Source organism: Streptomyces sp. a15 (assembly GCF_059026085.1).
The window spans coordinates 1-23,813 of sequence record NZ_JBWLKM010000062.1 but is presented as its reverse complement, the minus strand read 5'-3'; the positions used below and the strand labels follow the sequence as shown (position 1 = coordinate 23,813).

The window sequence follows — 23,813 nt, the reverse complement described above, 5'->3', positions numbered from 1 at the left end:
TACTCCGGTACGACCCTCAGCAGCTCTTCTTCGACGAGGTGGACGTCGGCTGGGGCGCGGCCAGCTTGGCCAGCGCCCTGTCGGCGTCCGCCTTGCTGTTCAGGTCCTTGAAGGCGTTGCCGATGACCAGGTCGAGCTCGGTGCCCTTGCGGGCGGCGTCCGTGCGGCGCTCGGCCGTGGAGAGCTGGGTCGCGAGGACCGGCAGTGAGGTGTTCAGGGAGGAGGCGGGGCCGAGGAGTACCCCGGTGCCCTTGACCTTCTTGTCGTACTCCTTGGGCGCGTTGCCGACGTCCCCGATCTTGAAGCCGCGCTTCTTCAGCTCGTCCGCGGTCTTCTTGGCGAGGCCGCTGCGGGGCGTCGCGTTGAACACGTTGACCGTGATCCGGGAGGGCCTGACCGCGGCCGCGGCGCCGGCGGACGCGGAGGCCGACGGGGTCGCCCGGGTGGCGCAGTCCGCCTTGGAACCGGCCGCGGCGGCCTTCTTGCCGCCGGTGAAGACGTCGATGAGCTGCAGGGTGCCCCAGCCGACCAGTCCGAGCGCGGCGACGCAGGCCACCAGCCCGATCAGGAACCTGCCGCGCCGCCGGGGCCGGCGCATGCGGGGGTACTTGTCTCCCTTGATCCGGTACTGGCCGCCCATGCCGGGGGGAGTCAGCATGCTCATGAGCGCAGCGTAGTGCGCTCGGGCGATGATGCCTACTAGATGATCATTGGACGCGGTGCAGGAGGACCCGAAAGGGCCAACCCGTTACCGGCAGGCGGCTCAGTCGAGTTCGAGCACGCGCGCGTGCAGCACCTGGCGCTGCTGGAGAGCCGCGCGCACCGCGCGGTGCAGGCCGTCCTCGAGATACAGGTCGCCCTGCCACTTCACGACGTGCGCGAAGAGGTCGCCGTAGAACGTGGAGTCCTCGGCGAGCAGGGTTTCCAGGTCGAGCTGGCCCTTGGTCGTCACCAGCTGATCGAGGCGGACCGGGCGCGGTGCGACGTCCGCCCACTGCCGGGTGCTTTCCCGGCCGTGGTCGGGGTACGGCCGGCCGTTTCCGATGCGCTTGAAGATCACACGGAAAGCCTACCGGTCATGACCTTCCGGGCGCAGCCATGGAGACGGAGTGCGAGGCTGGAAAAGACGCCGTAAAACAGGTCAAACGGGAACAGGGGCCTGAGATGAGTGACAGCGAAACCGTTTCTCCTGCCGCCGCTTCCGAGGCGCCGGGGAGCGCTCCCGCCCTCCCGGCCGAGGCTCTGAGGATCGCCTCCGGGTACGCCTTCACGGGCCCCGCCCTCGATCTGGGCGCCCTCCTCTGGGACGGGACCTGTCTGCCGGACGCGCAGATCCGCATCCCCTTGCCCATGCTCAACCGGCACGGCCTGGTCGCGGGCGCCACCGGCACCGGCAAGACCAAGACTCTCCAGCTGATCGCCGAGCAGCTGTCGGCGCAGGGTGTGCCCGTCTTCCTCGCGGACATCAAGGGCGACCTCTCGGGGATCTCGGCACCCGGGGTCGAGAACGACCGGGTCCGCTCCCGCGCCTCGGAGGTGCACCAGCGGTGGACGCCCTCCGGCTTCCCCGCCGAGTTCTACGCCCTGGGCGGACTGGGCCACGGCATCCCCGTGCGGGCCACGGTCACCAGCTTCGGCCCCGTGCTGCTGTCCAAGGTGCTCCGGTTGAACCGGACCCAGGAGCAGTCCCTCGGCCTGGTCTTCCACTACGCGGACCAGAAGGGCCTGGAGTTGGTCGACCTCAAGGACCTGCGGGCCGTCGTCGCCTTCCTCACCTCCGACGAGGGCAGGCCCGAGCTGAAGAGCATCGGCGGGCTGTCCACGGCGACGGCCGGCGTGATCCTCCGGTCCCTCACCGCCTTCGAGGCGCAGGGCATGGCCGACTTCTTCGGGGAGCCCGAGTTCGACACCGGCGAGTTCCTGCGGACGGCCGCGGACGGCCGCGGGACGGTGTCGGTCCTCGAACTGCCCGCCGTACAGGACAAGCCGCAGCTCTTCTCGACCTTCCTGATGTGGCTGCTGGCCGACCTCTTCCACGACCTCCCCGAGGTCGGCGACGCGGACCGGCCGAAGCTGGTCTTCTTCTTCGACGAGGCGCATCTGTTGTTCGACGACGCGTCGGAGGCGTTCCTGGACTCGATCACGCAGACCGTACGGCTCATTCGTTCGAAGGGCGTCGGCGTCTTCTTCGTGACGCAGACGCCGAAGGACGTCCCCGCCGACGTGCTCGCCCAGCTCGGCAACCGCGTCCAGCACGCGCTGCGCGCCTTCACCCCGGACGACCAGAAGGCGCTGAAGGCGACGGTGAAGACTTTCCCGAACTCCGCCTACGACCTCGAGGAGCTGCTCACCGGGCTGGGCACGGGGGAGGCCGTGGTGACGGTGCTGAGCGAGAAGGGCGCCCCGACCCCGGTCGCCGCCACCCGGCTGCGCGCCCCCGAGTCCCTGATGGGCCCGGTCGAGGCGACGGCCCTGGACGAGGCGGTCCGGTCGTCGGCGCTGCACGCGCGGTATGCACAGGCTGTGGACAGGGAGTCGGCGTACGAGAGGCTGAACGCCGCGCGCGGGGCGAAGGGCCCCGACGAGATGCGCGCCGCGCCGAAACCGAAAGCCAAGGCCGAGGCCAGGGCCAGGGCCAGGGCCAGGGCCAGGACCGAGGGCAGGACCGAAACCGAAAGCAGGCCCGAGGAAGCACCCTCCGTCGTCGAACAGGTCGTCGGCAGCGGCATGTTCAAGTCCCTCGCCCGCTCGGTCGGCACCCAGATCGGGCGCGAGATCACCCGCTCCCTCTTCGGCACGGCACGGCGGAGGCGGTAGGACTTCGCGAGACCTCCACCTCCGCCGACGGGTCAGCGGCCCTGTTCCTTCGGGGGCCGCTGCGGCTTCGGTTCCTTCGCCTCGGGTTTCGGTGCGTTGCGGGCGGCCTCGGCGCGCAGGAGGGCGCGCAGGACCGCGTACGGGTCGATTGCCATGTCGGTGTTCCTTGTTCCTTGCGTTTCTCGGTTCTCGGTTTCCTTGCGTCGTGCTGATGGACCGGAGGGCGGGAGCCGGTTCTGTCAGCAGCGCAGGACCACCGAACGCAGGGCGCGGAGAGCGGGCGGGGTGCGCGGCGGGACGGGCAGGAGCCGGGCGGCCGGGGTGGCGGGCACCGCGTCCGGGAAGGGCGCGGGCCGCAGCGGTGCGACGGGACGGCCGGATCCCCGGGTGACCGGTCGCAGCACGGTGTCCAGGACGTCGTACTCGAAGACCGCCGAGCCGACCTCGGCCGCCACCGCGGAGGCGGGCATCGCCTGTGCGCCGGCGTGCGCGCCCGGCACGAACAGGGCGAGCAGCAGGACGAGCACCCGCGGCCAGGCACGCCGACGGGCGGGTCCGAGGGCTGTTCCTGCGGCGGTGCTCACGGGAAGTCATCTCCCCGCGCGGCGCACGCGATTCATCCCGCCGGCGGCGAGAACCACCCGCTCGGCCTACACCCCGGGCCCGCCGGGCCACCCGGATGGCGGCTACTTCCCGGCGGCCTTCGCGGCCTTCGCCGCCGCCTTCATCTCCTGCTTGTGCGCGCGGACCTTGGTCAGCGACTCCGGTCCGGTGATGTCGGCGACGGAACGGAAGGACTTCGGCTCGCCGTAGGCGCCCGCGGCCTCGCGCCAGCCCTTGGGCTGCACGCCGAGCTGCTTGCCGAGCAGGGCGAGGAAGATCTGGGCCTTCTGCTTGCCGAAGCCGGGCAGCTCCCCGAGGCGTCGCAGCAGTTCCGGCCCGTCGGCCACGCCCTTCCAGACGAGCTCGGCGTTCCCGTCGTAGTGCTCGACGAGGTACTGGCACAGCTGCTGGACGCGCTTGGCCATCGACCCCGGGTAGCGGTGCACGGCCGGCTTCTCCGACAGGAGCGCGGCGAAGGCCTCCGGGTCCTGCGCGGCGATCTCGTGCGCGTCCAGGTCGTCGGCGCCGAGCCGGTCCGCGATCGTGCGGGGTCCCTTGAACGCCCACTCCATCGGAACCTGCTGGTCCAGCAGCATCCCGACCAGCGCGGCGAGCGGGGAGCGCCCGAGGAGTTCGTCGGCCTCGGGGTCCTGGGCGAGATGAAGAGTGACGTCCATGCCCCGATCATCGCGCGTGCGCGGTCAGCCCGCCCGCCAGTACCCCAGCGCGTGCACCCGCTGCTTGGGCAGCCCGAGCTCCTTGCGGACGTACGACGACAGGGTCCGGGTCGTCGCCGTGTCGCAGGCGATCCAGACGTACGGCTCCGGGCTGGCCTTCAGGAGGTCGGGCAGGGTCTCCTTGACCTGGGCGACGAGGTGGGCGCCGGAGTCCTGCCGGGGCACGGGGCGTACGTCGTGCCGGGCGGGGGCGGTGCGGAAGGGGAGGCCGTCCAGGGCCTCCGTGCTCTCGAACCAGACGGTCGCCGGGGCGGGAGCGAGCGCGTCGAGGAGGGAGTTGAGCGCGGGCAGCGAGGCCGGGTCGCCGATCGCGAAGACGTGCGAGGGCTCGGGGTCGGGCCGCCGGAAGTCGGTGCCGTGCACGGTCGCCTCGATGGTGTCGCCGGGCTTCGCCGTGCGCGCCCAGTCGCTGGCGCACCCCTCGTGGAGCGCGAACTCCAGGCTGAAGGTGCCGGCCGCGGGGTCGGGGTCGACCAGGGTGTAGGCCCGCTGGTGCGGTGTGCCCGCGTTGTCGAACCAGAGCCGCACCCACATCGTCGGGTGGACGCCGGTCGCCGCCAGCATGCCGCCGTCGGTGAGGTGGACGCGACGGTAGTGCCCGGTGACGTCCTCCGCGCCGGTCACGGTGAAGACGAAGTCCTTCGCACGCAGCAGTTTGAGGACCGCGCCCTCCCAGCCGTGCCCCTGCCCCATCGCGTCTTCACCCTTCGCGTACGATTCCATCACCATTTACTTAGGCAAGCCTAACCTAAAGACAGAAGGGGCACAGGGGTGATCACCGAGATCTACCGCGACGCCTGGGGCATCCCCCACCTCCGCGCCGGCAGCGCGCGTGCACTCGCCCGTGCCCAGGGCCTGGTCACCGCCCGCGACCGGGCCTGGCAGCTGGAGGTCGAGCGGCACCGCGCACAGGGCACCTCGGCCGCCTTCCTCGGCACCGAGGCCCTCGCCTGGGACCGGTTCGCGAGACGGGCCCGCCTCGACGACACGGCCGCACGCTGCTTCACCGCACTGGAGAGACAGGACCCGGAGACGGCCGACTGGGTGCGGGCGTACGTCGAGGGCGTGAACGAGGGGCTCGCGCGCACCGAGGCACCCGAGTTCGCCCGGGTCGGCCTCGCTCCCGGCCGCTGGGAGCCCTGGACCCCGCTCGGCGTCTGGCTCGCCACGCACATCCTCTTCGCCGGCTTCCCCGCCAAGCTCTGGCGCGAGCAGGTCGTCCGGCACCTGGGAGCGGACGCCGTCCGGCTGTTCGCCACCGACGGCCCCGGCACCTTGGGCAGCAACGGCTGGCTGGTCGGCGGCGAGCGCACCACCACCGGCGCGGCGGTCATCGCCGGCGACCCGCACCGCTTCATCGAGGACCCCGGCGTCTACCAGCAGATCCACCTGTCCTGCCCGGAGTTCGACGTCGTCGGCCTCGCCGTCCCCGGTATCCCCGGCATCGCCCACTTCGGCCACACCGGCACGGTCGCCTGGGCCATCACCAACGCCATGGCCGACTACCAGGACCTCTACCGCGAGCGCCTGCGCCGCACCGGCGCCGGCATCGAGGCCCTCGGCCCGGACGGCGTCTGGCGCCGGGCCGCCCGGCACACGGAGACCGTGGAGGTGGCGGGGGAGGAGCCGGTCGAGGTCGAGGTGATCGAGACCGACCGCGGGCCGGTGATCATCGGCGGTCCCGAAGGTCTCCCGGAAGGCCTCGACGACGGTGTGCTCGACGACTCCGGCGCGCTGGACGACTCCGTCACGCCCCTCGCCGTCAGCCTCCGCTACCCGCCCCGCGTCACCGGGGACCTCGGCTTCGGCGCCCTGCTCCCCCTGCTGCGGGCCCGCACGGTGGGCGAGGTGGACCAGGCCTTCGACGGATGGGCCGAGCCCGTGAACGTCGTCCAGGCCGCCGACACCGAGGGCGGCCTGCTGCACCGCGTCGCGGGCCGGGTGCCGCTGCGCTCCGAGGCCAACCGCACCCGCCTGGTCCCCGCCTGGGAACCCGGCCACGACTGGCTCGGCCGGCACGAGACGCCCCGCGCCGGTCTCACCGACGGCATCGCCGTGATGGCCAACCAGCGCGGCCCGGCGGCCCCCCTCGGCGTCGAGTTCGCCGCGACCCACCGCGCCGACCGGATCACCGCCCTCCTCAGGGAGAAGGACCGCTGGTCGCCCGCCGACATGCCGGTGATCCACATGGACACCCATCTCGCCTCCGCCGTACCGCTGCTGGACCACCTGGAAGCGCTGGACGGCCTGACCCCCGAGGCCGCGGCCATCCGGGACGCCCTCCTGCGCTGGGACCGCCACATGGACGCCGGCAGCGGCGACGCGGCCGGGTACGCGGCGGTGCGCGGTGCGGTCGTACGGCATCTCGCGGCGCACCCGGCGTTCGCCGCGCTGACCTCTCCCCCTGCCTACCCGGAGGTCTTCCTGCCGTGGCTCGCGCTCGTCCCACGGGTGGGCTTCGCGCTGGAACACCTGCTGCGGGCCGAGGAGTTGTACGGCATCGACCGCGCGGAGGTCGTGCGCGCGGCCGTGGAGGAGGTGGCGGCCTCGGGCGACCTGCCCGCCACCTGGGGTGACACCCACCGCCTGGCCCCCTGGCGGGCGCTGACCGGCACGTCGTACGAGGAGCCCGGCCTGTCCGGCGATCACGACTGCGTGCTGTGCACCTCCCCCGTGCCCGGCTGGACCGATCTGAGTGCGCGCGGCCCGGCGGCCCGTTACGTGTGGGACCTGGCCCGGCGCGAGGACAGCCTCTGGGTGGTCCCGTTCGGCGCCTCGGGCGTCCCCGGCTCGGCCCATCACCGTGACCAACTCCCCTTGTGGCTCAAGGGTGATCTCGTACCGGTCGTCACCGACTGGACCCTGATGAAGAAGGAGACCGATGTCTGAGGCGTACGCCCCCACCCGCGAGCCCGTCCACGAGCAGACCGTCGACGGCTTCGGCACCGTCCGCCTCCTGCCCCTCGACGCGCACGCCGACGCCGAGGTCGTCCACGCCTGGGTGAGCGAGGAGCGGGCCTCCTTCTGGGGCATGACCGGGCTGAGCAAGGAGCAGGTCGAGGAGATCTACGCGCACCTGGACACCCTCGGCACCCACCACGCCTACCTGGTGGAGAAGGACGGCGAACCGGTCGCACTCCTCCAGACCTACGAGCCGGAGGCGGACCGCGTCAGCGAGTGCTACGAGGTGCGGCCCGGCGACATAGGCGTCCACGTGCTGCTGGCGCCCGCCGGACAGGAGGGCGCGCGTCCCGGCTGGTCCTCGGCGCTGCTGACCGCCGTCACCTCGTACGTGCTGCTCGGCCTGGACCGCACCCGGGTCGTCGTCGACCCCGACGTGCGCAACGAGAAGGCGATCGCGCGCTTCCTGAAGCAGGGCTTCGAGGCGGGCCCGGTCGTCGTCCTGCCGGAGATAGACATCCCGGACGTGTTCCTGTCCGAGAAGCACGCTCAACTCGCCTTCCTGAGCCGGGAGGTAGCCTTCCCGGCATGACACCGGACGACCTCGTCGCCCACTACGGTCTGGAGCCCATCCCCCGCGAGGGCGGGCTCTTCCGACGCACGTGGGCAGGACCGGAAGGCACGGACGGCCGCCCTCAGGGAACGGCGATAGTCGTCCTTCTGACCTCGGACGACTACTCGGCCCTGCACCGCCTGCCCCACGACGAGATCTGGCACTTCTACCTGGGCGCCCCGCTGGAACTCCTCCTCCTGGCCCCCGACGGGACGTCGAGCACGCCCGTCCTGGGCCCGGACGTCCTCGGCGGCCAGCACCCCCAGTTGACCGTCCCCGCTGGCACCTGGATGGGCGCACGGGTGGCCGCGGGCGGCGAGTGGACCTTCTTCGGCTGCACGATGGCCCCCGGATTCACCTACGAGGACTACGAGCACGGGAACGCGGCCGAGCTGACGGCGCGTTACCCGGCCGAGGCCGCCCGGATCGCGGGACTGTGCCGTCCATGAGACTCCTCGAAGGGCATGTGGCGCTGGTCACCGGCGCGGGCGGCGGCATCGGACGGGGCATCGCCCTGCGGTTCGCCGAGGAGGGCGCGGCGGTGGCCCTGCACTGCCGTACGGCGGTGCAGGCGGCGAGTGACGTGGCCTCCCGCATCCGGGACCTGGGCGGGCGGGCCGTCGTGCTCCAGGCGGATCTGGCCGACGAGGACGCCTGCCGGGGCCTGGTGCGGGAGGCCTCGGAATGGGGCGGGGGCCGGCTGACGGCCCTGGTCAACAACGCGGGCGTCCAGCCGACGCGGGCGCTGGCCGGGATGACGGTGGCTCAGTGGCGGGCGGTCGTGGACACGAACCTGTCGAGCGTGTTCGCGTGCACGCAGGCGGCGGTGGAGGTGATGCGGGAGTCGGGAGCGGGAGGGGGAGGGGGAACGGGAAGGGTCTCCGATTCCGGCTCCGGTTCCAGCTCCGGCTCCGGTTCCAGCTCCGGCTCCGGTTCCAGCTCCAGCTCCAGCTCCGGCTCCGGTTCCGGCTCCGGCTCCGGCTCCGGTTCCGGCTCCGTGACGCATATCGCGTCCATCGAGGCGAGTCACCCGGCCCTCGATCACGCCCACTACTCCGCCTCCAAGGCGGCCGTGGTGATGCACGCCCGGGCGGCGGCCCTCGAGTACGGCCCCTACGGCATCCGCGTCAACACCGTCTCGCCCGGGTTGATCGACCGGGAGGGGCTGGCCGAGGCCTGGCCGGAGGGCGTACGGCGATGGGAACGGGCGGCGCCGCTCGGGCGGCTGGGGCGCCCGGAGGACGTGGGCGACGCCTGCGTGTTCCTGGCGTCGCCGCTCGCGTCCTGGATCACCGGGCAGAACCTGGTGGTGGATGGCGGGGTGACGGCACGGCCCACGTGGTGAGCGGCGCCACGGCCTGCTCCGTGAGCACTCCGGGGTCGGTATCCGTATCTTTCCGGAGGCGGCGAGTCCACAGACGGAGAAGAAGAGACGTGGAGCGTGACGGTGAGCACAGGTCAGGTCTCAGGGCAGACCGACAACGCCGGGGACTTCAAGGGCTGGTGCTGCTGGGCACCGTGCTGGTCCTGCTCCTCCTCGGCAGCGCGGGACCCGCGTCGGCCCACGCCGCCCTCCGCGACACCGACCCCAAGGACGGAACCGTCCTCAAGTCGGCCCCCCGCCACCTCACCCTCACCTTCACCGAGTCCGTAGGCCTGCTCGAGGACTCCTTCCGCGTCCTGGACCCCGACAACCACCGGCTGCGCCTGGACCGGGCCGAGCACGCGCCCGAGGGTTCCGACACGGCCCGCGTCACCCTGCCCGCGAAGCTCGCCGAGGGCACGTACGTGGTGGCCTGGCGGGTGGTGTCGGCGGACAGCCACCCGGTCTCGGGCGCGTTCACCTTCTCGGTGGGCAAGCCCTCCGTCACCACGGCGACGGTGGACACGGGCCCGGTCGAGAACCCGGTCACGGCCGGCCTCTACAACATCGCCCGCTACCTCGCGTATCTGGCCGCGGCCCTGCTGATCGGCACGGCGGTCTTCATGGCGGCCTGCCGCCCCCCGGACCCGGCCCCCCTGCGCAGGCTCCTGCGGGCGGGCTGGTGGACCCTGGCGGCGGCGACCGTGGCCCTCATGCTGCTGCGCGCCCCGTACGAGTCGGGCGCGGCCCCCGCCTTCGCCCCCTCGGCCTTCACCGACACCCTGACCACCCGCCCGGGCCTGGTCCTGCTGGCCCGCCTGGCGCTGCTCGTACCGGCGGCCCTCTTCGTCGTACGACTCCTGCGGCCCAAGCCGCTGCCCTCCGCCTGGCTCGCCTCGGGCGCCGCCCTCTGTGTCGGCCTCGCGCTGACGTGGGCCGCCGGCGAGCACGCGTCGGCCGGCATCCAGGTGCCGGTGGCGATGACGTCGTCCGTTCTGCACGTGCTGGCGATGGCGGTGTGGCTGGGCGGCCTGACGGCGCTGCTGACCACGCTGTACAAGTCGTCGTCGGCCGTCCCGCCAGTGGTGGTCAGGAGCTTCTCCCGCCTGGCCTTCTGGTCGGTGACCGTCCTGGTCGTCACCGGCGTCTACCAGTCCTGGCGCGGCCTCGGCTCCTGGACCGCCCTCACCGACACCACGTACGGCCGCCTCCTGGTCGCCAAGCTCATCGCGGTGCTGCTCCTGCTGGTCATGGCGGACATGTCACGGCGATGGACGGCGCGGCTGGCGCAGGTGGAGGCGGCCGTACCCGAGCGGGTGCCGGAGCCGGTGGGCGGCCCACCGCTGCCGCCTTCGGAACCCGCCACCGCCGCCTCCACCTTGCCCCCTGCTCATGCAGGCCTGCGCCGCTCCGTACTGGCCGAAGTCGCCGTCGGCGTAGTGGTCATGGTGCTCACGACCGTCCTCACCGGCACCCTCCCGGGCCGAGCGGCCGCCGAGGCCGCCGAGGCCGCCGAAACGGCGTCGACGACCGGCCTGGCCACCGCGTCCGTCACGACCATCCCCTTCGCCGTCGGCACCGCCCGCGGCAAGGTGCAGATCACCCTCGATCCGGGCCGCACCGGCGACAACTCGGTCGAGGCCGTGGTCCTCACCCCCGACGGCGGCCTGGCCACCGTCCCGGAACTCCGCCTCTCTTTCACGCTCCCCGCCCAGGACCTCGGCCCGATCGACGCCGAAGTCACCGACAAGGGCGGCTACTGGGGCACGAGTTCGCTCAACCTCCCCATCGCCGGCGACTGGATGATGAAGGTGACGGTCCGGGTCTCGGAGATCGACCAGGTGAGCGAGTCGAAGACGGTGAAGATCGTGGGCTGATCGTGGACTTGGTCGCTTTAGCTCGATCGTGTGATGGTCCGCTTGCAGGCTTGCGGCGCCTTGGGCCGTCCGGGTTAACGTGATCGTGCGATCTGGGACGCCGAGTCGGCGCCAGCGTGCGGGGCCCCTGCTCCACCGGAGTGATGGTTCAGGGCCTCCCCGTCGCCGCTGGCCGTGCTCGTCTGGCCAGGTCGTACAGGGAACTGGCCTCCCGGGATCGGACCGCGCACAGGATGCGTGCCGCCGCCCCGGGGCCGAGTACGCCGGGGGCCTGGGGGTCCCTCCGGACGAAGTCTGGGGGAGCGCCCAAGACCGTTCGGGGCGTGCGGCTGAATGGGCTCACTCCTGCTCAGTCCAAAGGAACGGTGACGGGCGGTATGGAGGACGGCAGCGTGCCGGCCATGTCGACCCCGACGGCGGCGAAGCCGAGGCGGGTGAGGGGCGCACGGGTCGCCTCCTCCCGTTCCTCCCGCCACCACGCCGGGTGCCGGAACTCCACGGCGACCGGCCGGCCCGCCGTCCGCACCGCGCACTCCTCCAGAAACGCCTCGGCCCGCGCCCCCGGCCGAAACCACGGCGGAAACTGAAACAGCACGCTCCCGAGCCGCCCCGCCGCCCGCAACGGCCCGATCCCGTCGGCGAACCGCGCCCACACCTCGTCGAGGACGGCAGGATGCCCGGCGTCGGCGGGAAGTCCGTCCGGCAGGGCACGCTCCTTGGTCGGATGCCCGGTGAGCAGCGAGAACGCCTTCACGTCGAACACGAACCCGTCCGGCGTCCGCTCGACCCACAACCGGCTGTTCCGCTCCCCGGGCAGGGCGTAGTAGCCGGAGTCGACCTCCACGACGGGAAACCGCTCGGCGTAATACCGCAACCGCCCCTCGGCGTCCCGCCGCCCGACCGGATACCAACCACTGCCGACGAGCGCACGATCGGTCCAGGAACAGGTCCCGACGAGGATGTCACCCATGGGGGAGCGGTTACCCAACCGCCGGGGAGGGACGCGGTGCAGGACGCGGTGCAGGACACTGTGAGGACTGACTCGGGAAGGAATCCGGAATGATCATCTTCGGCACCAAGGGATACCTGTACCAGCTCGCGATACTGACGCTGGTGTGCGGCCAGTGCGGCAACCCCGCCGCGCACACGCTCCGGAAGCGCGTCACGAAGTTCACGCTGTTCTTCGTGCCGCTGTTTCCGCTCTCGACGAAGTACGCGACGCAGTGCACCTTCTGCGGCGCGGAACAGAAGGTCACCCAGGAACAGGCGGAGCAGCTGCAGGCCCAGTCCGCGGGCGGGCACGGCGGTCAGCCGTACGGGCAGCCGCAGCAGCAGCCGTACCAGTCCTGACAAATACAGCTGTCTAGGCGGCGGGTTCGGCGGTCCAGGTGACGTGCGGGGGCGTGATCCGTGCGCACAGGGGGCCGCCACACGCGTCGGTCAGGCCGAGACGTGCGACCAGCAGGCCGTCGGGTGCGGCGGCGGCGAGTACGTCGGCGGGGACGGCGTCGAGCATGAGCTTGCCGCGGCGGAACATCGTGAAGAGGCCGGCCTCGTCGACCGTGCCCCACGACAGATAGATGAACCGGTGCCCCAGACGGTTCTGCACATAAGGGCCCTGCACCTCGATGCCGGTCGGCGAGGTGACCGCCGTGCACTCCAGGGTCCAGGTCGCGGACGCGGCGTCGCCCCGCTGCGGGTCGAGCAGCTCGGCCGGACGGTCGCGGCGTTGCACGGCGACGTGGATGTTGCCGTAGGCGGGGGCGGAGCCGTCGGCGGGGGCCGGGCGGGTGAGGCCGGGCAGGTCGAAGGCGTCGATACGGATGCGCATGCGGGCCATCATCCGCTGCCCGCCGCGATGATCGGGTTCTGCGGACATCTCCTCGTGCAGGGCTCTGAGCCCAACCCTCGCGTCGAGCGCCTCATATACCGCAAATGTGAGGATCGGCAGGGTTCAGTCGGAGATCGGCTGGATACTCGTGCGGCATGACACGGACGATGAGAAGGCATGGAAGGCACCGCACCGGGCACGCCGCGGCCGACCGGCAGGCCGACACCGTGCGTGCCCCGGATGCCGGGCCGGACGAACAGGTGGAGCGGCAGGAGCCGGACAGCCCGACCGACCTGCCCAAACGCTCCTGGGGGACGGTGCTGAAAGGCACCTTGAAGGAGTTCAAGAGGGATGAGCTGACCGACCGGGCCGCGGCGCTGACCTACTACGGGATTCTGGCGCTGTTCCCGGCCTTGCTGGCGCTCGTCTCCCTGCTGGGGATCGTCGGCCAGTCGGCGACGCAGCAGGTGCTGGACAACATCCAGAAGCTCGCCCCGGGCGCGGCGCGGGATGTCCTCACCAACGCGGTCCGGCAGATGCAGGGCAACGCCGGACTCGGCTCGATCATGGCGATCGTGGGTCTGGTGCTCGCGGTGTGGTCGGCCTCCGGCTATGTCGCCGCGTTCATCAGGAGCGCCAACGCGGTCTACGACGTCCCCGAGGGGCGCCCGGTGTGGAAGGTGCTGCCGGTGCGGGTCGGCGTGACCGTGGCGCTGATGGTCATGGCCGTGATCAGTGCGCTGATCGTGGTGTTCACCGGCGGCCTCGCACGGGAGATCGGCACGGCGCTCGGAGTCGGCGACACCGGGCTGACGGTGTGGTCGATCGCGAAGTGGCCGGTGCTGGTGGTCCTGGTCACGATCATGATCGCGATCCTGTACTGGGCGACCCCGAACGCGAGGGTCCGCGGCTTCCGCTGGATCACGCCGGGCAGTTTCCTGGCACTGGTGATCTGGATGATCGCCTCGGCGGGGTTCGCGTTCTACGTGGCGAACTTCGGCTCGTACAACAAGACCTACGGTGCTGTCGCCGGCGTGATCATTTTCCTGGTGTGGCTGTGGATCACGAATCTGGCGATTCTGCTCGGCCTGGAATTCGACGCGGAGCTGGCTCGCCAGCGGGCTGTCGCGGGCGGTCATCCGGCCGGGAAGGAGCCGTACGTCCAGCCGCGCGACACCCGGAAGTGGGACGAGGAGGACCGTCGCCGCCTTGAATCCTGAAGGCGGCGGATCACCACGGCGGATCACCACGGTGGATCACCGCCGGTGGCTGTGCCGGTGTCAGAGGGCTCTGGACGGGAAGTCGCCTGGTCATGGGAGCGATGGGTCGACTGGTCATGGGAGCGATGGCGAGCCTGCGCGACCGGGATCACAGGATGGCGAGGCGCACGATCGCGTCGGGACCGCGCTGGCTGCGGCGGGTCGCGCCCGCGGTGGAGGAGGCGGCCGAGCACACCAAGCTGTGGTGGGCGGCGGCCGGGGCGATGGCCGCCGTCGGCGGATGGCGTGGCCGTACGGCCGCCGCCGCGGGGGTGGCGGCGATGGCGACGGCCGAGGTGCTGTCCAACGGGGTCGCCAAGCAGTTGTACCGGCGGCGCCGCCCGCCGCGGGAGTGGGTGCCGCCGGACGATCTGCGTGACCGGCCGGACAGCTCGTCCTTCCCCTCCGGGCACACGGCCGCCGCCTTCGGCTTCGCCGGGGCCGTCGCGACGGTGTGGCCGGCCGCCGGTGCCGCCTGCGGGGCCTCGGCGGTGACGGTGGCCACGCAACGGGTGCACAGCGGCGCGCACTACCCCACCGACGTGGCCGCCGGCGGCGCGATCGGACTGGCCGCGGCCGCGCTGGTACGGGCCGTACCGCGGCTGCTGCGGCGATACGTGCTCTGACCGCGGCGATACGTGCTCTGGCACGTCCGGCTGCCGACGGATGCGCTGTCGGCAGCCGCTGCTCTTTACCACGCCCAACTGTGGCTTGATTGTGCGCAAGGCCCTGCGTTCGTTAATTCTCAGAAAACTCTTCTACAACCTTCCGCCTCATGCGCCTGTCTCTTCAGCGCAGGGATGTGTTCGGGTGCGTGAAGAGGAGCTCAGAAGTGACCGTGCGTTCTTTTGCCCGGCGGATGGGGCCGCGAGTCGAGCAGAAGGCCGCCGAAAGGGTGTGGCAGCTGCGCACGATGCGGCGGCGCCGCAGGGCAGCGGTCACGGACCCGGTGCTCCGTCCGGTGGCGGTGCGCGGCCAGCACCTCTACGGACGGATCGTGACCCGGTTCAGCGCCGCTGAGGCGGCCGCCGCCAACCTCGGCCTGGTCGTCGCCGCGCTGGAGCAGGAAGGCATCCCGTACTTCCTCGTACGGGCCTCCCGTACGCGCCACACGGTCGGCGTGAACGCCGTCGACCGGGAGCGTTTCCTCGCCACCCTCGAAGCGCAGAACGCCGGGAGGGCGGTGTTCATCGGCAGACCGCAGTCCGGCGGGAAGCTCAAGCACCCCGCCCTGTTCATGGACGGTGTCCTGCCGGCCGCGCTGCGTACGGCCCCCGTCCTGCGCATCGGGGAGAACCAGCTCGGCCCCTCGGGCCAGCTGCTCGCCGGGCCGCAGCTCGCCTGCGACGTCGAGTTCTGGGAGGACGGGGCACAGCTCCTCGCCTCCGACGACGGGCCTCGGCGCCTGGCCAAGGTGCAGCCGCAGGCGTCCGAGGACGTCTTCGCCGAGTCCCTCGTCGCGCCGCGGAACAACGGCATCACGGACGTGCTGCCGGTGTCCGAGCAGAAGCCGGCCACGGTGCGGATCGGCGACCGGGAGCTGCCGAGCTTCGTCCCGCTCACCCTGCCGACCGTGAACGACGTGACCTTCCCCGTCGACGTCGTCTACACCTGGGTGAACGGCGAGGAGCCGGACATGCGCGCCAAGCGCGCCCGGTACCAGGAGCGCGGCACCGCCGAGATCCTGGACAAGGAGACCAACGCCTCCCGCTACACCAGCCATGACGAGCTGAAGTACTCGCTGCGCTCGCTCGCGATGTACGCCGACTTCGTCCGGCACATCTACATCGTGACCGACGGCCAGAAGCCGCACTGGCTCGACGACCGGGCGCCGGGGATCACGGTCGTCGACCACCGCGACATCTTCCCCGAGGGCGTCCTGCCGGTGTTCAACTCGCACGCGATCGAGACCCGGCTGCACCACATCCCCGGCCTGTCGGAGCACTACCTCTACTTCAACGACGACGTGTTCGTCGGCCGCCGGGTCACCGCGGAGCACTTCTTCCACGGCAGCGGTCTGATGAAGGTCCCGGTGTCCCCGCTCAAGATAGGCGTCGGCAAGCCGCACGCCGAGGAGACGGCCACCAACTCCGCGAGCAAGAACGTCCGCCGGCTGCTGCTGGAGAAGTTCGGGCGGATGACGACGAACAACTTCATGCACACCCCGCTGCCGCAGCAGCGAGAGACACTGCAGGCCATCGAGGAGCTCTTCGCGGAGGGCGTCCGCCGGACCACGGCGTCCCGCTTCCGCTCGCCGCAGGACATCGCCATGACGGCCCCGCTGCTCTACCAGTACGCGCTGATGACCGGCCGCGGCGTGCCGGGGAAGTACAGCTTCCGGTACGTGAACATCAGCCGCCCGGACGCCGATCGGCGCCTGGACGACCTGCGCCGCAGCCGCCGCTTCGACTTCTTCTGCCTCAACGACGTCGACGTGCCGCCCGAGGAGCGGGAGCAGGTCGGCGTCCGGATGAACGAGTTCCTGGAGGACTACTTCCCCTTCGCGAGCCCCTTCGAGAAGCAGAAGTAACGGGGCTGGGGGGCGTGGACATGGGGGGCATGGGGGGCATGGGGGCTATGGGGGGCATGGACATCCGTCACCGTTTCGCGGCGCCTGCGGGCATGCGGGCCGTCCGGGACCTTCTGGTGCGCCTGGGGCTCTGGCTGTCGGCCCGGCTCTGGTCGCTGCGTGCGGCCCGGGCCCGACGACGCCTGCGGGCCGCCGTCCCCGGACTGCACCGGGCCGCCTTCGGACCGACGCGGCTGTACGGCCGTACGGTCGCCGGCTACACCGCGGCGGACGCCGTCGAAGCCGATCTCGAGCGGGTGTGCACCCTGCTGGAAGGGCTCGGCGTCCGGTACTTCCTGGTCCCCGCCGACCACGGACACGGCGCGCCGCGGCAGGTCATCGGCGTCGAGGAGACCTACCGCGACGCGGTTCTCACCGGGGCCGCCCAGCGCTTCGCCGGCACCGTCGGGTATGTCGGCGCCGTCGGACCGGACGGCGCCCTGACGCACGCGGTGCTGTGGGCCGACGGGAAGCTGCCGCGGGCGCTGAGGCGGGCCGCGGTGCTCCGTACCGGCGTGGTCCGCCTCGGCCCCGGGGGACAGGTGCTCACCGGTCTCGAGACGGGCTGCGACATCGAGTTCTGGCGTCACGCACGGGACCTCGGCACCGCCCCGGGCACGGATCCCTCCTGGCTCACCGTGCCCGGCAGCCGGTTGCCGGACGTCTTCGCCCCGGCGCTCGTCGCCCCGCGCCGCAACCCCGTGTCGGAAGTGCTCCCGGTGGCGGCGCAGCAGCCGGCCGCGGTGGCGGGCCGCCGCCGCAGCGTGCCGACGTTCGCCCCGTTCGCCGAGCCGGGCATCGACGAGGTGCGCTTCCCCGTCGACGCCGTGTACACCTGGGTCGACGGGGACGACCCGACGATGGCCGCGAAGCGCCGCGCCCATCAGGCGCTCTCCGACAACGTCATCGCCCCGCGCGAGACCGGCGCCTCCCGCTACACCAGCCATGACGAACTCAAGTACGCCCTGCGCTCGCTGGAGATGTACGCCGGATTCGTCCGGCACGTCTACCTCGTGACCGACTCCCAGATCCCCGCCTGGCTGGACCCGGACGCGGAGGGCCTGACCGTGGTCGACCACCGGGACATCCTCCCGGCCGACGCGCTGCCCGTCTTCAACTCGCACGCGATAGAGAGCCGGCTGCACCACATCCCCGGCCTGTCGGAGCACTACCTCTACTTCAACGACGACGTCTTCATCAATCGCCCGGTACGGGCCGAGCACTTCTTCCACGGCAACGGCATCGCCCGGATCCCGCTGTCCCCGCTGAAACTCGGCGTCGGCGCCCCCCACCCGCTGGAGCCGGCCCCGAACTCCGCCGGCAAGAACGCCCGCGAGGTGATCAGGCGCTTCCACGGCAGACACATCACGCACAAGTCGCTGCACACCCCGCATCCCCAACTGCTGTCGGTCATGCGGGAGATGGAGAGCCTCGGAGTCGAGGAACTCGAACGGACCTCCTACTCGCGCTTCCGCTCCACCTCCGACGTCGCTCCGGCGTCCACGCTCCACCACCACTGGGCGATCGCGACCGGCCGGGCCGTCCCGGCCGACTACCGCTTCCGCTACGTCCAACTGGGCACACCGGACATGCGCCGCCGCCTGGCCCGCCTCGCGGCCGGCGAGGACGTCGACTTCTTCTGCCTCAACGATGTGGACACCGCCCCGGCGGCCAGGTCGGCGGCCCAGGCCACCATCCGCGCCTTCCTGGAGCGGAAGTACCCGTTCCCGAGCCGCTTCGAAGGAGCGCCCCGGGTCGCCGCGCCCTCGGTCGCGCCGCTCACGGCGAGAGTGCCGACGCAGCCGATGCGGGAGGAGGCGTGGCGTCGCGACTGACGGTGCTCGGCCGGAACCGTGGCGTCCGTCCCGTGACTTCATGACCTCATGACCTACAAGCCATGACCGCGTGACTTCATGACCTCTGTCGACGATTTCATTCGGGCACGCTCATGACGCTGTGGATGCGGGAGAGGGTGAAGACGCGCTCGGCGTCCCTGAGGTGGCACCAGGCTTCGAGGTAGGGCGGGTCGAGCATGAGGCGGCTCAGGGTACGCACGGTCCGGTTGCCCGAAGTGGCGACGTACTCGACGGTGATGGCCCGACCGGCATCGATGGCGTGGGCGAGCTGACGGACATCGCCGTACGGCAGGTGCTTCGCCCACCCTGCGACGATCTCCTCGGTGTCCGTGGCGTAGGGCACCCCTCCGTCGAAGGGCGCCGGATCGGGCGTCGTGGGCGGGGCGGCCAGCAGCCGGTCCGCCAGGGTGTGGGAGTCGACGGTGGCGGATGCCTGCGCCGCGCGCGGGCCGGCGATCAGGCCCCTGCCCTTCGCGCGGCCGTCGCTGTCGCTGCCGCGCGGAGCCGGAACGGGAGCGGTGGCCCGCCGAGGCCGGACCTTTTCGACGCGTACCGTGCCCTCGGCCGTCTCGGCGACAGGGGCGTATCCCTCGGCCCGGAGCGCGGCGACAGTCGTGTCCAGTGGGCTGCGGCTGATCAGCACCGTCGGCGCCAGCTGCCGTAGCCCGAGCTTGGCGAGCTTGCGGTGGGCGGCGAGCTCCGCCAGAAGCGCGGGCTCGTCGCCGTGCAGGACGCAGGCGGCGGGGGCGACGCGCACCCGACCGTGGCCGCGCGCGGTGTCGGCGATCAGGTACGACAGCGGCTGTGGCAGAGGACCGGCGGCGACCGCGGTCAGGTCGGCTTCGATGTCCTCGGGGACGCGGCCGGCGTCCAGGGCCCGCCGGATGCTGCCGGCGCTGAACCGCCACACCGATGCCGTGCCGCTGGTCTCCCGGTCGGCGACGGAGTCCAGGAGCGCGGCCAGCCGCGTGGATGGTGTGCCGGTGACGACGGCGGTGAGGTCGGCGCCGATCCGGGCCGCGGCGGTGGCCGAAGGCAGCAGCCGCCGGCACTCGATGCCAAGCCCCTCCGTGTCGCCGGTCCGCAGGTGGACGCCGAGGGCGGACAGGGCACCCCGAGCGAGTACGCCGAGGAGTTCGGCCTCACGGATCACGGAGGCGAACGGCGTTCCGTCCTGGGGCGAGGAATCGGCGAGCGGGCGGTGCCAGGCGATCAGGGGCCCCAACTCCGAAGCGACCTTCACACCCTGCCCTGCCGGGAGCTGCGCGGCTGCGGCGAACAGCCCGTGGCGGGCCTGCACGCAGCCGCCGCAGGGCGGTGCTCCCCCGAGAGCGGGCAGCGCCTTGTCGTCCTCGTCATGCGCCTGGGTGGGTGTGAGCGGCAGGTCCCGCCATGCCTGAAGCAGTACGGCGAACTGCTCCTGGGGTTCCTGTTCCGCCCAGGCGTCGTACGCCTCGGTGGCCGCCACCCGATCGCCGTCCCGACCCAGCAGCCCCGCGGCGTACGAGGTCTCCAGGGTGAGGCGTACGACGGCGTCGTCAGCCTGGGCGGCCCTGCCGATCCGGGCCAGCTCACGCGCACCGATCCCGCCGGACTTCAGCCGGGCCGGCGCCGCCGCCGAGCAGGCCGACAGGACCGAGGAGGCACGGGCAGCGAACGCCGCGGCCGCAGCCGACGCCTCGCGGTCCACCTCCGCCGGGGTGACAGACGCCAGTCCCGCGGAAGGCGGGACGGGTTGGAACGGCGCGTGCCAGCCGGGCCCGCGCAGCGCGAGCGCCACCTCGGCAGGCATCCGGGCCGGACCGTAACGGTGACGATCCTGGACCAGGAGTCCCCGTTCCGCCGCCCATCGAGCGCCGTCGGGTTCGCGGCCGGGGCCCGGGTGTCCGAACATGATGAACTGCGGGGTTTCCTCCGGCGCGGCAACCGCCCGGCGTTCGAGCAACTCCCGGGCCGCGGCAGGGGCCTTGGCGACCAGTGAGGCGATCAGCCCCGGGTCGCTGTGGTGTTCCACCAGTGCGGCCAGCCGCTGCGCCTTGCTGCCCGGCGACTTGAGGCCCAGTGCCAGCAGCATGCCGCGCAACTCGTCGGAGGTCGTGCCCGCGAGCAGTTCCTCGAGCGGGGCATCGAGCCCCAGGGGCGTGTCCCATGCCTGCCGCAGCGGTCCGGCCATGCGGAGCTTCCCCGAGCGGTCCGGCCAGACCAGAGCATGATCGGCCAGCACCTCCAGAACCGCCGCCGGCTCGCGGGTCGTTTCGTCGTCCGCCGCCCCCAGCAGCTCCGCCAGGGCATCGCGCGATGCGGGCACCCCCAGCGCCGCCAGCGCCTCGGCCACCTGGAGGTGCGGCAGCGCGAGCCGCGGCAGGACCAGTGCCACCGACCCCGGCCGCTGAAGCCGGTCCGCCAGTTCTCCCACCGACCGCGGCTCCGGAGGGGCCACGGCGTCCCTCCGCGCCCCGAGCACGCGTGCCAGACGAGAGGCGTCAAGGCTGCCCAGCCATGTCGCCAGCGTTGAACGGGACTTCATGTGAGTGCACCTCGTCGAACCAGGAAGCGTCGCGGCGCGCGGCAGCCCCGGCGCCGGGTTCAAGGATGGCGTATCTGGCTGAGGGACGAGGGCCGGGTGAGATCGTGTACCCCCTTGGGGCCGGCGCACCACGGAAGCGCGGTCAGTACCGGGCAGGTACAGGCGGTCACCACCGTAACCGGCCGTCGTCTCCGCGATCTCCGTGCACTCGAAGGGCTGAAGCTTCTGAGAACCAGCTCGCGGGTTCCCTCTCAGTCAATAGCTTTCCGCCGAGGGGGCTGCATGACGAGAAAGCACACTTCAGGGACGCGACCCGCGCTGTGGTTCATCCTTGGCTCCACCTTGTTCGTGAGTAGCGCTGCGCTACTGGGTGTCACCGTGACGGTCAACAGCAGGGCGGGTTTGCCCGCCTCGGACCCGTCGATCAATTGGCCCGGCCCACGGCCCACCGGCCGGATCAGCATCATGCCGTCCGGCCCTCCGCAGGTGAGCTGGAGACCAACAGACGAAGGCTCCACCGGCGACCCCACGGACACGATTCCGCCGAGATACGTCACGTTGGAGCCGAACAGCCCGGATACACCCCGCGCTCTACCCGTGGTCACCCAGACAGTCCTGGTGTTCGGCCGCGACGAGCCCGACGGGTCGGACACCACGGCTACGGTGTCCGCGATCGGGAGTCTTCTTGCCGGAATGGCAGCCACCGCCTCCTTTGCCCACGGAATCGCGATCCGCCGCCGAGCTCAGGAAGACCGCACGCCTGATGCCGATCCGGATCCCGCCCCTGAGCCGGATGCCTCCGCCTGACTCATGAAGCACAGCCGAGCATCCTTCACCCTGCCCAGAGCCCGCATCCTCGTGCAGCCGTAGCCATCACGGAAGCGCGGCCACAGCCCATTGGCGTGCGCTGGCTCAAAAAATCGAACACATGCTTGAATTTGGTCATGCGACCATTCCCGGACGACCAAGCCCAGGCGCAGCAGGAGTGGAGCGCCACCTACCGACAGCTCGCCGAGCGGCCCGGCCGTAGCGAGCTGCGCCGGCGCCTGAACCGGCTGTCGGCTCACCTGTTCTTCCATCTCTATGGGCAGCATCGGCAGCAGCGGCAGCATTGGCACCCAAGCCCCGCAGCACGGTGGGCGCTGCGTGACGTGGAACAGCGAGACGGGGACGTGAGTGAGCTGCTTCACCAATGACGTCCTGGAATGCGGGGCCACATGTCCCGGATGATCCTGAAGGCCTGTCCGGACCGATTCGCGTGATCGTGCACCCGCCGTCGCCCACAGGCGGCCGACGCGTGCGCGTGGACGGCGAGATCCTGGGGCTGGCCCACAACGTGGCCGACGTCGCGGAGTTCCTCCGCCGAGCCGGGTTGGAGGTCGACCCGCCGGACGTGGCGGGATCACCGTGGATCGACTGGCGCGGAGTGGGGCCTGAACGCTGGGACGCGGGGACGAGCAGCTGACACACCGAAGGCAACATGCCTTGAAAGCAAGGGCTATGTGACCACTCGATGCGTACTCGCCGCGGTCTCAGCTTCCCAAGCTGATCGCGCTGCACGGCGCTGGGCTGTCGCTCTCTCAGCTGCGGGCGTCGTACTTTTCGCGCGCTGCCAACACCGCTTCGATGTGGTCCTCGGCCCAGCGGCCCAGTGCCTGCAGGGGCATGTGCAGCGTGCGGCCCAGTGCGGTCAGCTCGTACTCGACCCGGGGCGGCACCTCGGCGTACACGTGGCGGGTGACGAGGCCGTCTCGCTCCAGGTCCCGCAGAGTGTCGGTGAGGACCTTGGCGCTGATGCCGTCGACGGTTGAGCGCAGGTCCCGGAAGCGCATCCTGCCGCCGCTGAGCGCGATGACGACCATGGCGGTCCACTTATTGGCGATGCGGGCCAGCGACGTACGGGAGGGGCAGGTCGCCGTCATCACGTCGAACTCCGGATGCTGTGGCATGCGTCACACCGGTCCATTGGTTACGTTGAGGTGACTGGTTACCGATGGTGAGTATAGGGCTCCAGCAGCAAGAACTCGACGAAGGAGAGAATCACCATGGAGTCCAACACGCTCACCGTCGCCCGCCGCTACGTCGACGCCGTGTCCGCCAAGGACTTCGCCGCAGTCGCAGGCCTGTTCGCCGACGACATCGTGTGGCACCAGCCCGGCGACAACGCGGTCTCCGGCACCCACAACGGCGGAGCGGCTGTAGGCGAGATGCTCGCCACGCAGATGACCGCCACAGAGGGAACCTTCGAACTCCAACTGACCGGCGCCCCCATGGTCAACGGCGCGCTGGTCGCGATCCCCATCCACTTCTCGGCCAAGCGCGCCGGCAATGAGATGTCGATGGACGGGGTCGACGTGTTGAGGGTCAAGGGCGACAAGATCGCGGAGGTATGGCTGTTCTCCGCCGACCAGCAGGCCGAGGACGCCTTCTGGGGCGCCGGCTGAATGCCCTGCGGCCCTGGCGGACTCGTTGGAGCCGCTGCCTAACGCAGTGGAGTGGCCGGTGCTGTAGTAGGTCGAGCCCTATGGGCGACGCACCGCCGAGCACCTGCCGCTCCGAGCACGGAGGTCGCCCGGTGGCGGTGGGCGAAGGCCAGTCGGCCCCTGCGTGATCGGCACGCTCACCTCGGCCGCAGCCCGTCTCAGTTCCCGTCTCATTCAGTCCCGTTCATGGCTGTTCATGGCTGTTCAGAGAAAACCGCACGCCGGACGCGACGTACGGGCCGTCCGCCCATGAACCCAGGTGAACGCCCCTGCACGCGCCTCAACTCCTCACCACCACTGTTGGAAAGCGTGTTGGGGGCAACCCCTCACGAGTTCGAATCTCGTATCCTCCGCCAGTGCCTCACCGGGCACGATGT

The 23,813-nt window shown here is 71.3% G+C and carries 23 protein-coding genes and 1 pseudogene; 14 read left to right on the top strand and 10 right to left on the bottom strand.

Annotation, left to right across the window (positions count from 1 at the left end; genetic code table 11):
• Nucleotides 1–16: 16 nt before the first annotated feature.
• Nucleotides 17–664 (bottom strand): LytR C-terminal domain-containing protein, encoded by a 648-nt coding sequence (locus AC5P09_RS38390; RefSeq protein WP_493878323.1) that lies wholly within the window; start codon nt 662–664, stop codon nt 17–19.
• 99 nt (nt 665–763) lie between these two features.
• Entirely contained in the window at nt 764–1,060 is a 297-nt protein-coding gene (locus AC5P09_RS38385) for a type II toxin-antitoxin system VapB family antitoxin (protein WP_003999914.1), read from the bottom strand.
• A gap of 104 nt (nt 1,061–1,164) precedes the next feature.
• Between AC5P09_RS38385 and AC5P09_RS38380 the strand changes: the two genes are divergently transcribed.
• A complete protein-coding gene (locus tag AC5P09_RS38380; protein WP_493878322.1) occupies nt 1,165–2,817 on the top strand; it encodes a helicase HerA-like domain-containing protein in 1,653 nt (550 codons plus the stop codon).
• Between the two features lie 32 nt (nt 2,818–2,849).
• Here AC5P09_RS38380 and AC5P09_RS38375 read toward each other — a convergent pair whose 3' ends face one another.
• The 4 genes from AC5P09_RS38375 to AC5P09_RS38360 all read right to left on the bottom strand — a co-directional run bounded on the left by AC5P09_RS38375 (nt 2,850) and on the right by AC5P09_RS38360 (nt 4,850).
• Nucleotides 2,850–2,972 carry a hypothetical protein gene (locus AC5P09_RS38375; protein ID WP_493878321.1) on the bottom strand — a complete coding sequence of 41 codons (123 nt, stop codon included), beginning with the start codon at nt 2,970–2,972 and terminating at the stop codon, nt 2,850–2,852.
• A gap of 84 nt (nt 2,973–3,056) precedes the next feature.
• Nucleotides 3,057–3,401 (bottom strand): hypothetical protein, encoded by a 345-nt coding sequence (locus AC5P09_RS38370; RefSeq protein ID WP_493878320.1) that lies wholly within the window; start codon nt 3,399–3,401, stop codon nt 3,057–3,059.
• A gap of 102 nt (nt 3,402–3,503) precedes the next feature.
• A complete protein-coding gene (locus AC5P09_RS38365; protein WP_266437001.1) occupies nt 3,504–4,097 on the bottom strand; it encodes an HhH-GPD-type base excision DNA repair protein in 594 nt (197 codons plus the stop codon).
• 24 nt (nt 4,098–4,121) lie between these two features.
• Nucleotides 4,122–4,850, bottom strand: a complete 729-nt coding sequence (locus tag AC5P09_RS38360; protein ID WP_493878353.1) for a siderophore-interacting protein — start codon at nt 4,848–4,850, stop codon at nt 4,122–4,124.
• Between the two features lie 78 nt (nt 4,851–4,928).
• Here AC5P09_RS38360 and AC5P09_RS38355 point away from each other — a divergent pair, with 78 nt between their 5' ends.
• The 5 genes from AC5P09_RS38355 (at nt 4,929) to AC5P09_RS38335 (ending at nt 10,911) form a co-directional block, all read left to right on the top strand.
• Nucleotides 4,929–7,046 carry a penicillin acylase family protein gene (locus tag AC5P09_RS38355; RefSeq protein ID WP_493878319.1) on the top strand — a complete coding sequence of 706 codons (2,118 nt, stop codon included), beginning with the start codon at nt 4,929–4,931 and terminating at the stop codon, nt 7,044–7,046.
• Nucleotides 7,039–7,650, top strand: coding sequence for a GNAT family N-acetyltransferase (locus AC5P09_RS38350; protein WP_493878318.1), 612 nt, complete (start codon nt 7,039–7,041; stop codon nt 7,648–7,650). The genes AC5P09_RS38355 and AC5P09_RS38350 overlap by 8 nt, the downstream gene beginning before the upstream one ends.
• Entirely contained in the window at nt 7,647–8,120 is a 474-nt protein-coding gene (locus tag AC5P09_RS38345) for a cupin domain-containing protein (protein ID WP_493878317.1), read from the top strand. The genes AC5P09_RS38350 and AC5P09_RS38345 overlap by 4 nt, the downstream gene beginning before the upstream one ends.
• On the top strand, nt 8,117–9,016 hold the full coding sequence (locus AC5P09_RS38340; protein WP_493878316.1) for an SDR family NAD(P)-dependent oxidoreductase: 900 nt from the start codon (nt 8,117–8,119) through the stop codon (nt 9,014–9,016). Before AC5P09_RS38345 ends, AC5P09_RS38340 begins: the two co-directional genes overlap by 4 nt.
• 158 nt (nt 9,017–9,174) lie before the next feature.
• Nucleotides 9,175–10,911, top strand: coding sequence for a copper resistance CopC/CopD family protein (locus tag AC5P09_RS38335; RefSeq protein ID WP_493878315.1), 1,737 nt, complete (start codon nt 9,175–9,177; stop codon nt 10,909–10,911).
• A 364-nt stretch (nt 10,912–11,275) separates the two neighbouring features.
• Here AC5P09_RS38335 and AC5P09_RS38330 read toward each other — a convergent pair.
• Nucleotides 11,276–11,881, bottom strand: a pseudogene (locus AC5P09_RS38330) (DUF72 domain-containing protein); the annotation flags it as partial.
• Between the two features lie 89 nt (nt 11,882–11,970).
• On the opposite strand from AC5P09_RS38330, the gene AC5P09_RS38325 reads away from it, so the two are divergent.
• Complete coding sequence (locus AC5P09_RS38325) at nt 11,971–12,261, top strand: zinc-ribbon domain-containing protein (RefSeq protein WP_307675903.1); 291 nt, start codon at nt 11,971–11,973, stop codon at nt 12,259–12,261.
• A 13-nt stretch (nt 12,262–12,274) separates the two neighbouring features.
• On the opposite strand, the gene AC5P09_RS38320 is transcribed toward AC5P09_RS38325, so the two are convergent.
• Complete coding sequence (locus tag AC5P09_RS38320) at nt 12,275–12,754, bottom strand: DUF5990 family protein (RefSeq protein WP_493878352.1); 480 nt, start codon at nt 12,752–12,754, stop codon at nt 12,275–12,277.
• A 143-nt stretch (nt 12,755–12,897) separates the two neighbouring features.
• Here AC5P09_RS38320 and AC5P09_RS38315 point away from each other — a divergent pair, with 143 nt between their 5' ends.
• The 4 genes from AC5P09_RS38315 to AC5P09_RS38300 all read left to right on the top strand — a co-directional run bounded on the left by AC5P09_RS38315 (nt 12,898) and on the right by AC5P09_RS38300 (nt 18,405).
• The gene (locus tag AC5P09_RS38315) at nt 12,898–13,962 is read left to right on the top strand and encodes a YihY/virulence factor BrkB family protein (protein WP_493878314.1); all 1,065 of its coding nucleotides are present in this window, start codon (nt 12,898–12,900) and stop codon (nt 13,960–13,962) included.
• 155 nt (nt 13,963–14,117) lie between these two features.
• Nucleotides 14,118–14,627, top strand: a complete 510-nt coding sequence (locus AC5P09_RS38310; RefSeq protein WP_493878313.1) for a phosphatase PAP2 family protein — start codon at nt 14,118–14,120, stop codon at nt 14,625–14,627.
• A gap of 206 nt (nt 14,628–14,833) precedes the next feature.
• On the top strand, nt 14,834–16,531 hold the full coding sequence (locus AC5P09_RS38305) for a stealth family protein (RefSeq protein WP_493878312.1): 1,698 nt from the start codon (nt 14,834–14,836) through the stop codon (nt 16,529–16,531).
• Nucleotides 16,532–16,587: 56 nt separating this feature from the next.
• Complete coding sequence (locus AC5P09_RS38300; RefSeq protein WP_493878311.1) at nt 16,588–18,405, top strand: stealth family protein; 1,818 nt, start codon at nt 16,588–16,590, stop codon at nt 18,403–18,405.
• Nucleotides 18,406–18,502: 97 nt separating this feature from the next.
• On the opposite strand, the gene AC5P09_RS38295 is transcribed toward AC5P09_RS38300, so the two are convergent.
• On the bottom strand, nt 18,503–20,953 hold the full coding sequence (locus tag AC5P09_RS38295; protein WP_493878310.1) for a helicase C-terminal domain-containing protein: 2,451 nt from the start codon (nt 20,951–20,953) through the stop codon (nt 18,503–18,505).
• 597 nt (nt 20,954–21,550) lie between these two features.
• Here AC5P09_RS38295 and AC5P09_RS38290 point away from each other — a divergent pair.
• On the top strand, nt 21,551–21,760 hold the full coding sequence (locus AC5P09_RS38290; protein WP_493878309.1) for a hypothetical protein: 210 nt from the start codon (nt 21,551–21,553) through the stop codon (nt 21,758–21,760).
• Nucleotides 21,761–22,193: 433 nt separating this feature from the next.
• Nucleotides 22,194–22,418, top strand: coding sequence for a hypothetical protein (locus AC5P09_RS38285; protein WP_493878351.1), 225 nt, complete (start codon nt 22,194–22,196; stop codon nt 22,416–22,418).
• 115 nt (nt 22,419–22,533) lie between these two features.
• Here AC5P09_RS38285 and AC5P09_RS38280 read toward each other — a convergent pair whose 3' ends face one another.
• The gene (locus AC5P09_RS38280) at nt 22,534–22,902 is read right to left on the bottom strand and encodes a winged helix-turn-helix transcriptional regulator (protein WP_493878308.1); all 369 of its coding nucleotides are present in this window, start codon (nt 22,900–22,902) and stop codon (nt 22,534–22,536) included.
• A 96-nt stretch (nt 22,903–22,998) separates the two neighbouring features.
• On the opposite strand from AC5P09_RS38280, the gene AC5P09_RS38275 reads away from it, so the two are divergent.
• Nucleotides 22,999–23,397 carry a nuclear transport factor 2 family protein gene (locus AC5P09_RS38275; protein ID WP_493878307.1) on the top strand — a complete coding sequence of 133 codons (399 nt, stop codon included), beginning with the start codon at nt 22,999–23,001 and terminating at the stop codon, nt 23,395–23,397.
• The last annotated feature ends 416 nt before the right edge of the window (nt 23,398–23,813 follow it).

Excerpts from the sequence above, each read along its gene's own strand:
- AC5P09_RS38390 (WP_493878323.1), bottom strand. The coding sequence starts at position 664 with ATGAGCATGCTGACTCCCCCCGGCATGGGCGGCCAGTACCGGATCAAG.
- AC5P09_RS38380 (WP_493878322.1), top strand. The coding sequence starts at position 1,165 with ATGAGTGACAGCGAAACCGTTTCTCCTGCCGCCGCTTCCGAGGCGCCG.
- AC5P09_RS38375 (WP_493878321.1), bottom strand. The coding sequence starts at position 2,972 with ATGGCAATCGACCCGTACGCGGTCCTGCGCGCCCTCCTGCGCGCCGAG.
- AC5P09_RS38365 (WP_266437001.1), bottom strand. The coding sequence starts at position 4,097 with ATGGACGTCACTCTTCATCTCGCCCAGGACCCCGAGGCCGACGAACTC.
- AC5P09_RS38360 (WP_493878353.1), bottom strand. The coding sequence starts at position 4,850 with ATGGGGCAGGGGCACGGCTGGGAGGGCGCGGTCCTCAAACTGCTGCGT.
- AC5P09_RS38350 (WP_493878318.1), top strand. The coding sequence starts at position 7,039 with ATGTCTGAGGCGTACGCCCCCACCCGCGAGCCCGTCCACGAGCAGACC.
- AC5P09_RS38345 (WP_493878317.1), top strand. The coding sequence starts at position 7,647 with ATGACACCGGACGACCTCGTCGCCCACTACGGTCTGGAGCCCATCCCC.
- AC5P09_RS38340 (WP_493878316.1), top strand. The coding sequence starts at position 8,117 with ATGAGACTCCTCGAAGGGCATGTGGCGCTGGTCACCGGCGCGGGCGGC.
- AC5P09_RS38325 (WP_307675903.1), top strand. The coding sequence starts at position 11,971 with ATGATCATCTTCGGCACCAAGGGATACCTGTACCAGCTCGCGATACTG.
- AC5P09_RS38320 (WP_493878352.1), bottom strand. The coding sequence starts at position 12,754 with ATGATGGCCCGCATGCGCATCCGTATCGACGCCTTCGACCTGCCCGGC.
- AC5P09_RS38315 (WP_493878314.1), top strand. The coding sequence starts at position 12,898 with ATGACACGGACGATGAGAAGGCATGGAAGGCACCGCACCGGGCACGCC.
- AC5P09_RS38310 (WP_493878313.1), top strand. The coding sequence starts at position 14,118 with ATGGCGAGGCGCACGATCGCGTCGGGACCGCGCTGGCTGCGGCGGGTC.
- AC5P09_RS38300 (WP_493878311.1), top strand. The coding sequence starts at position 16,588 with ATGGACATCCGTCACCGTTTCGCGGCGCCTGCGGGCATGCGGGCCGTC.
- AC5P09_RS38295 (WP_493878310.1), bottom strand. The coding sequence starts at position 20,953 with ATGAAGTCCCGTTCAACGCTGGCGACATGGCTGGGCAGCCTTGACGCC.
- AC5P09_RS38280 (WP_493878308.1), bottom strand. The coding sequence starts at position 22,902 with ATGCCACAGCATCCGGAGTTCGACGTGATGACGGCGACCTGCCCCTCC.
- AC5P09_RS38275 (WP_493878307.1), top strand. The coding sequence starts at position 22,999 with ATGGAGTCCAACACGCTCACCGTCGCCCGCCGCTACGTCGACGCCGTG.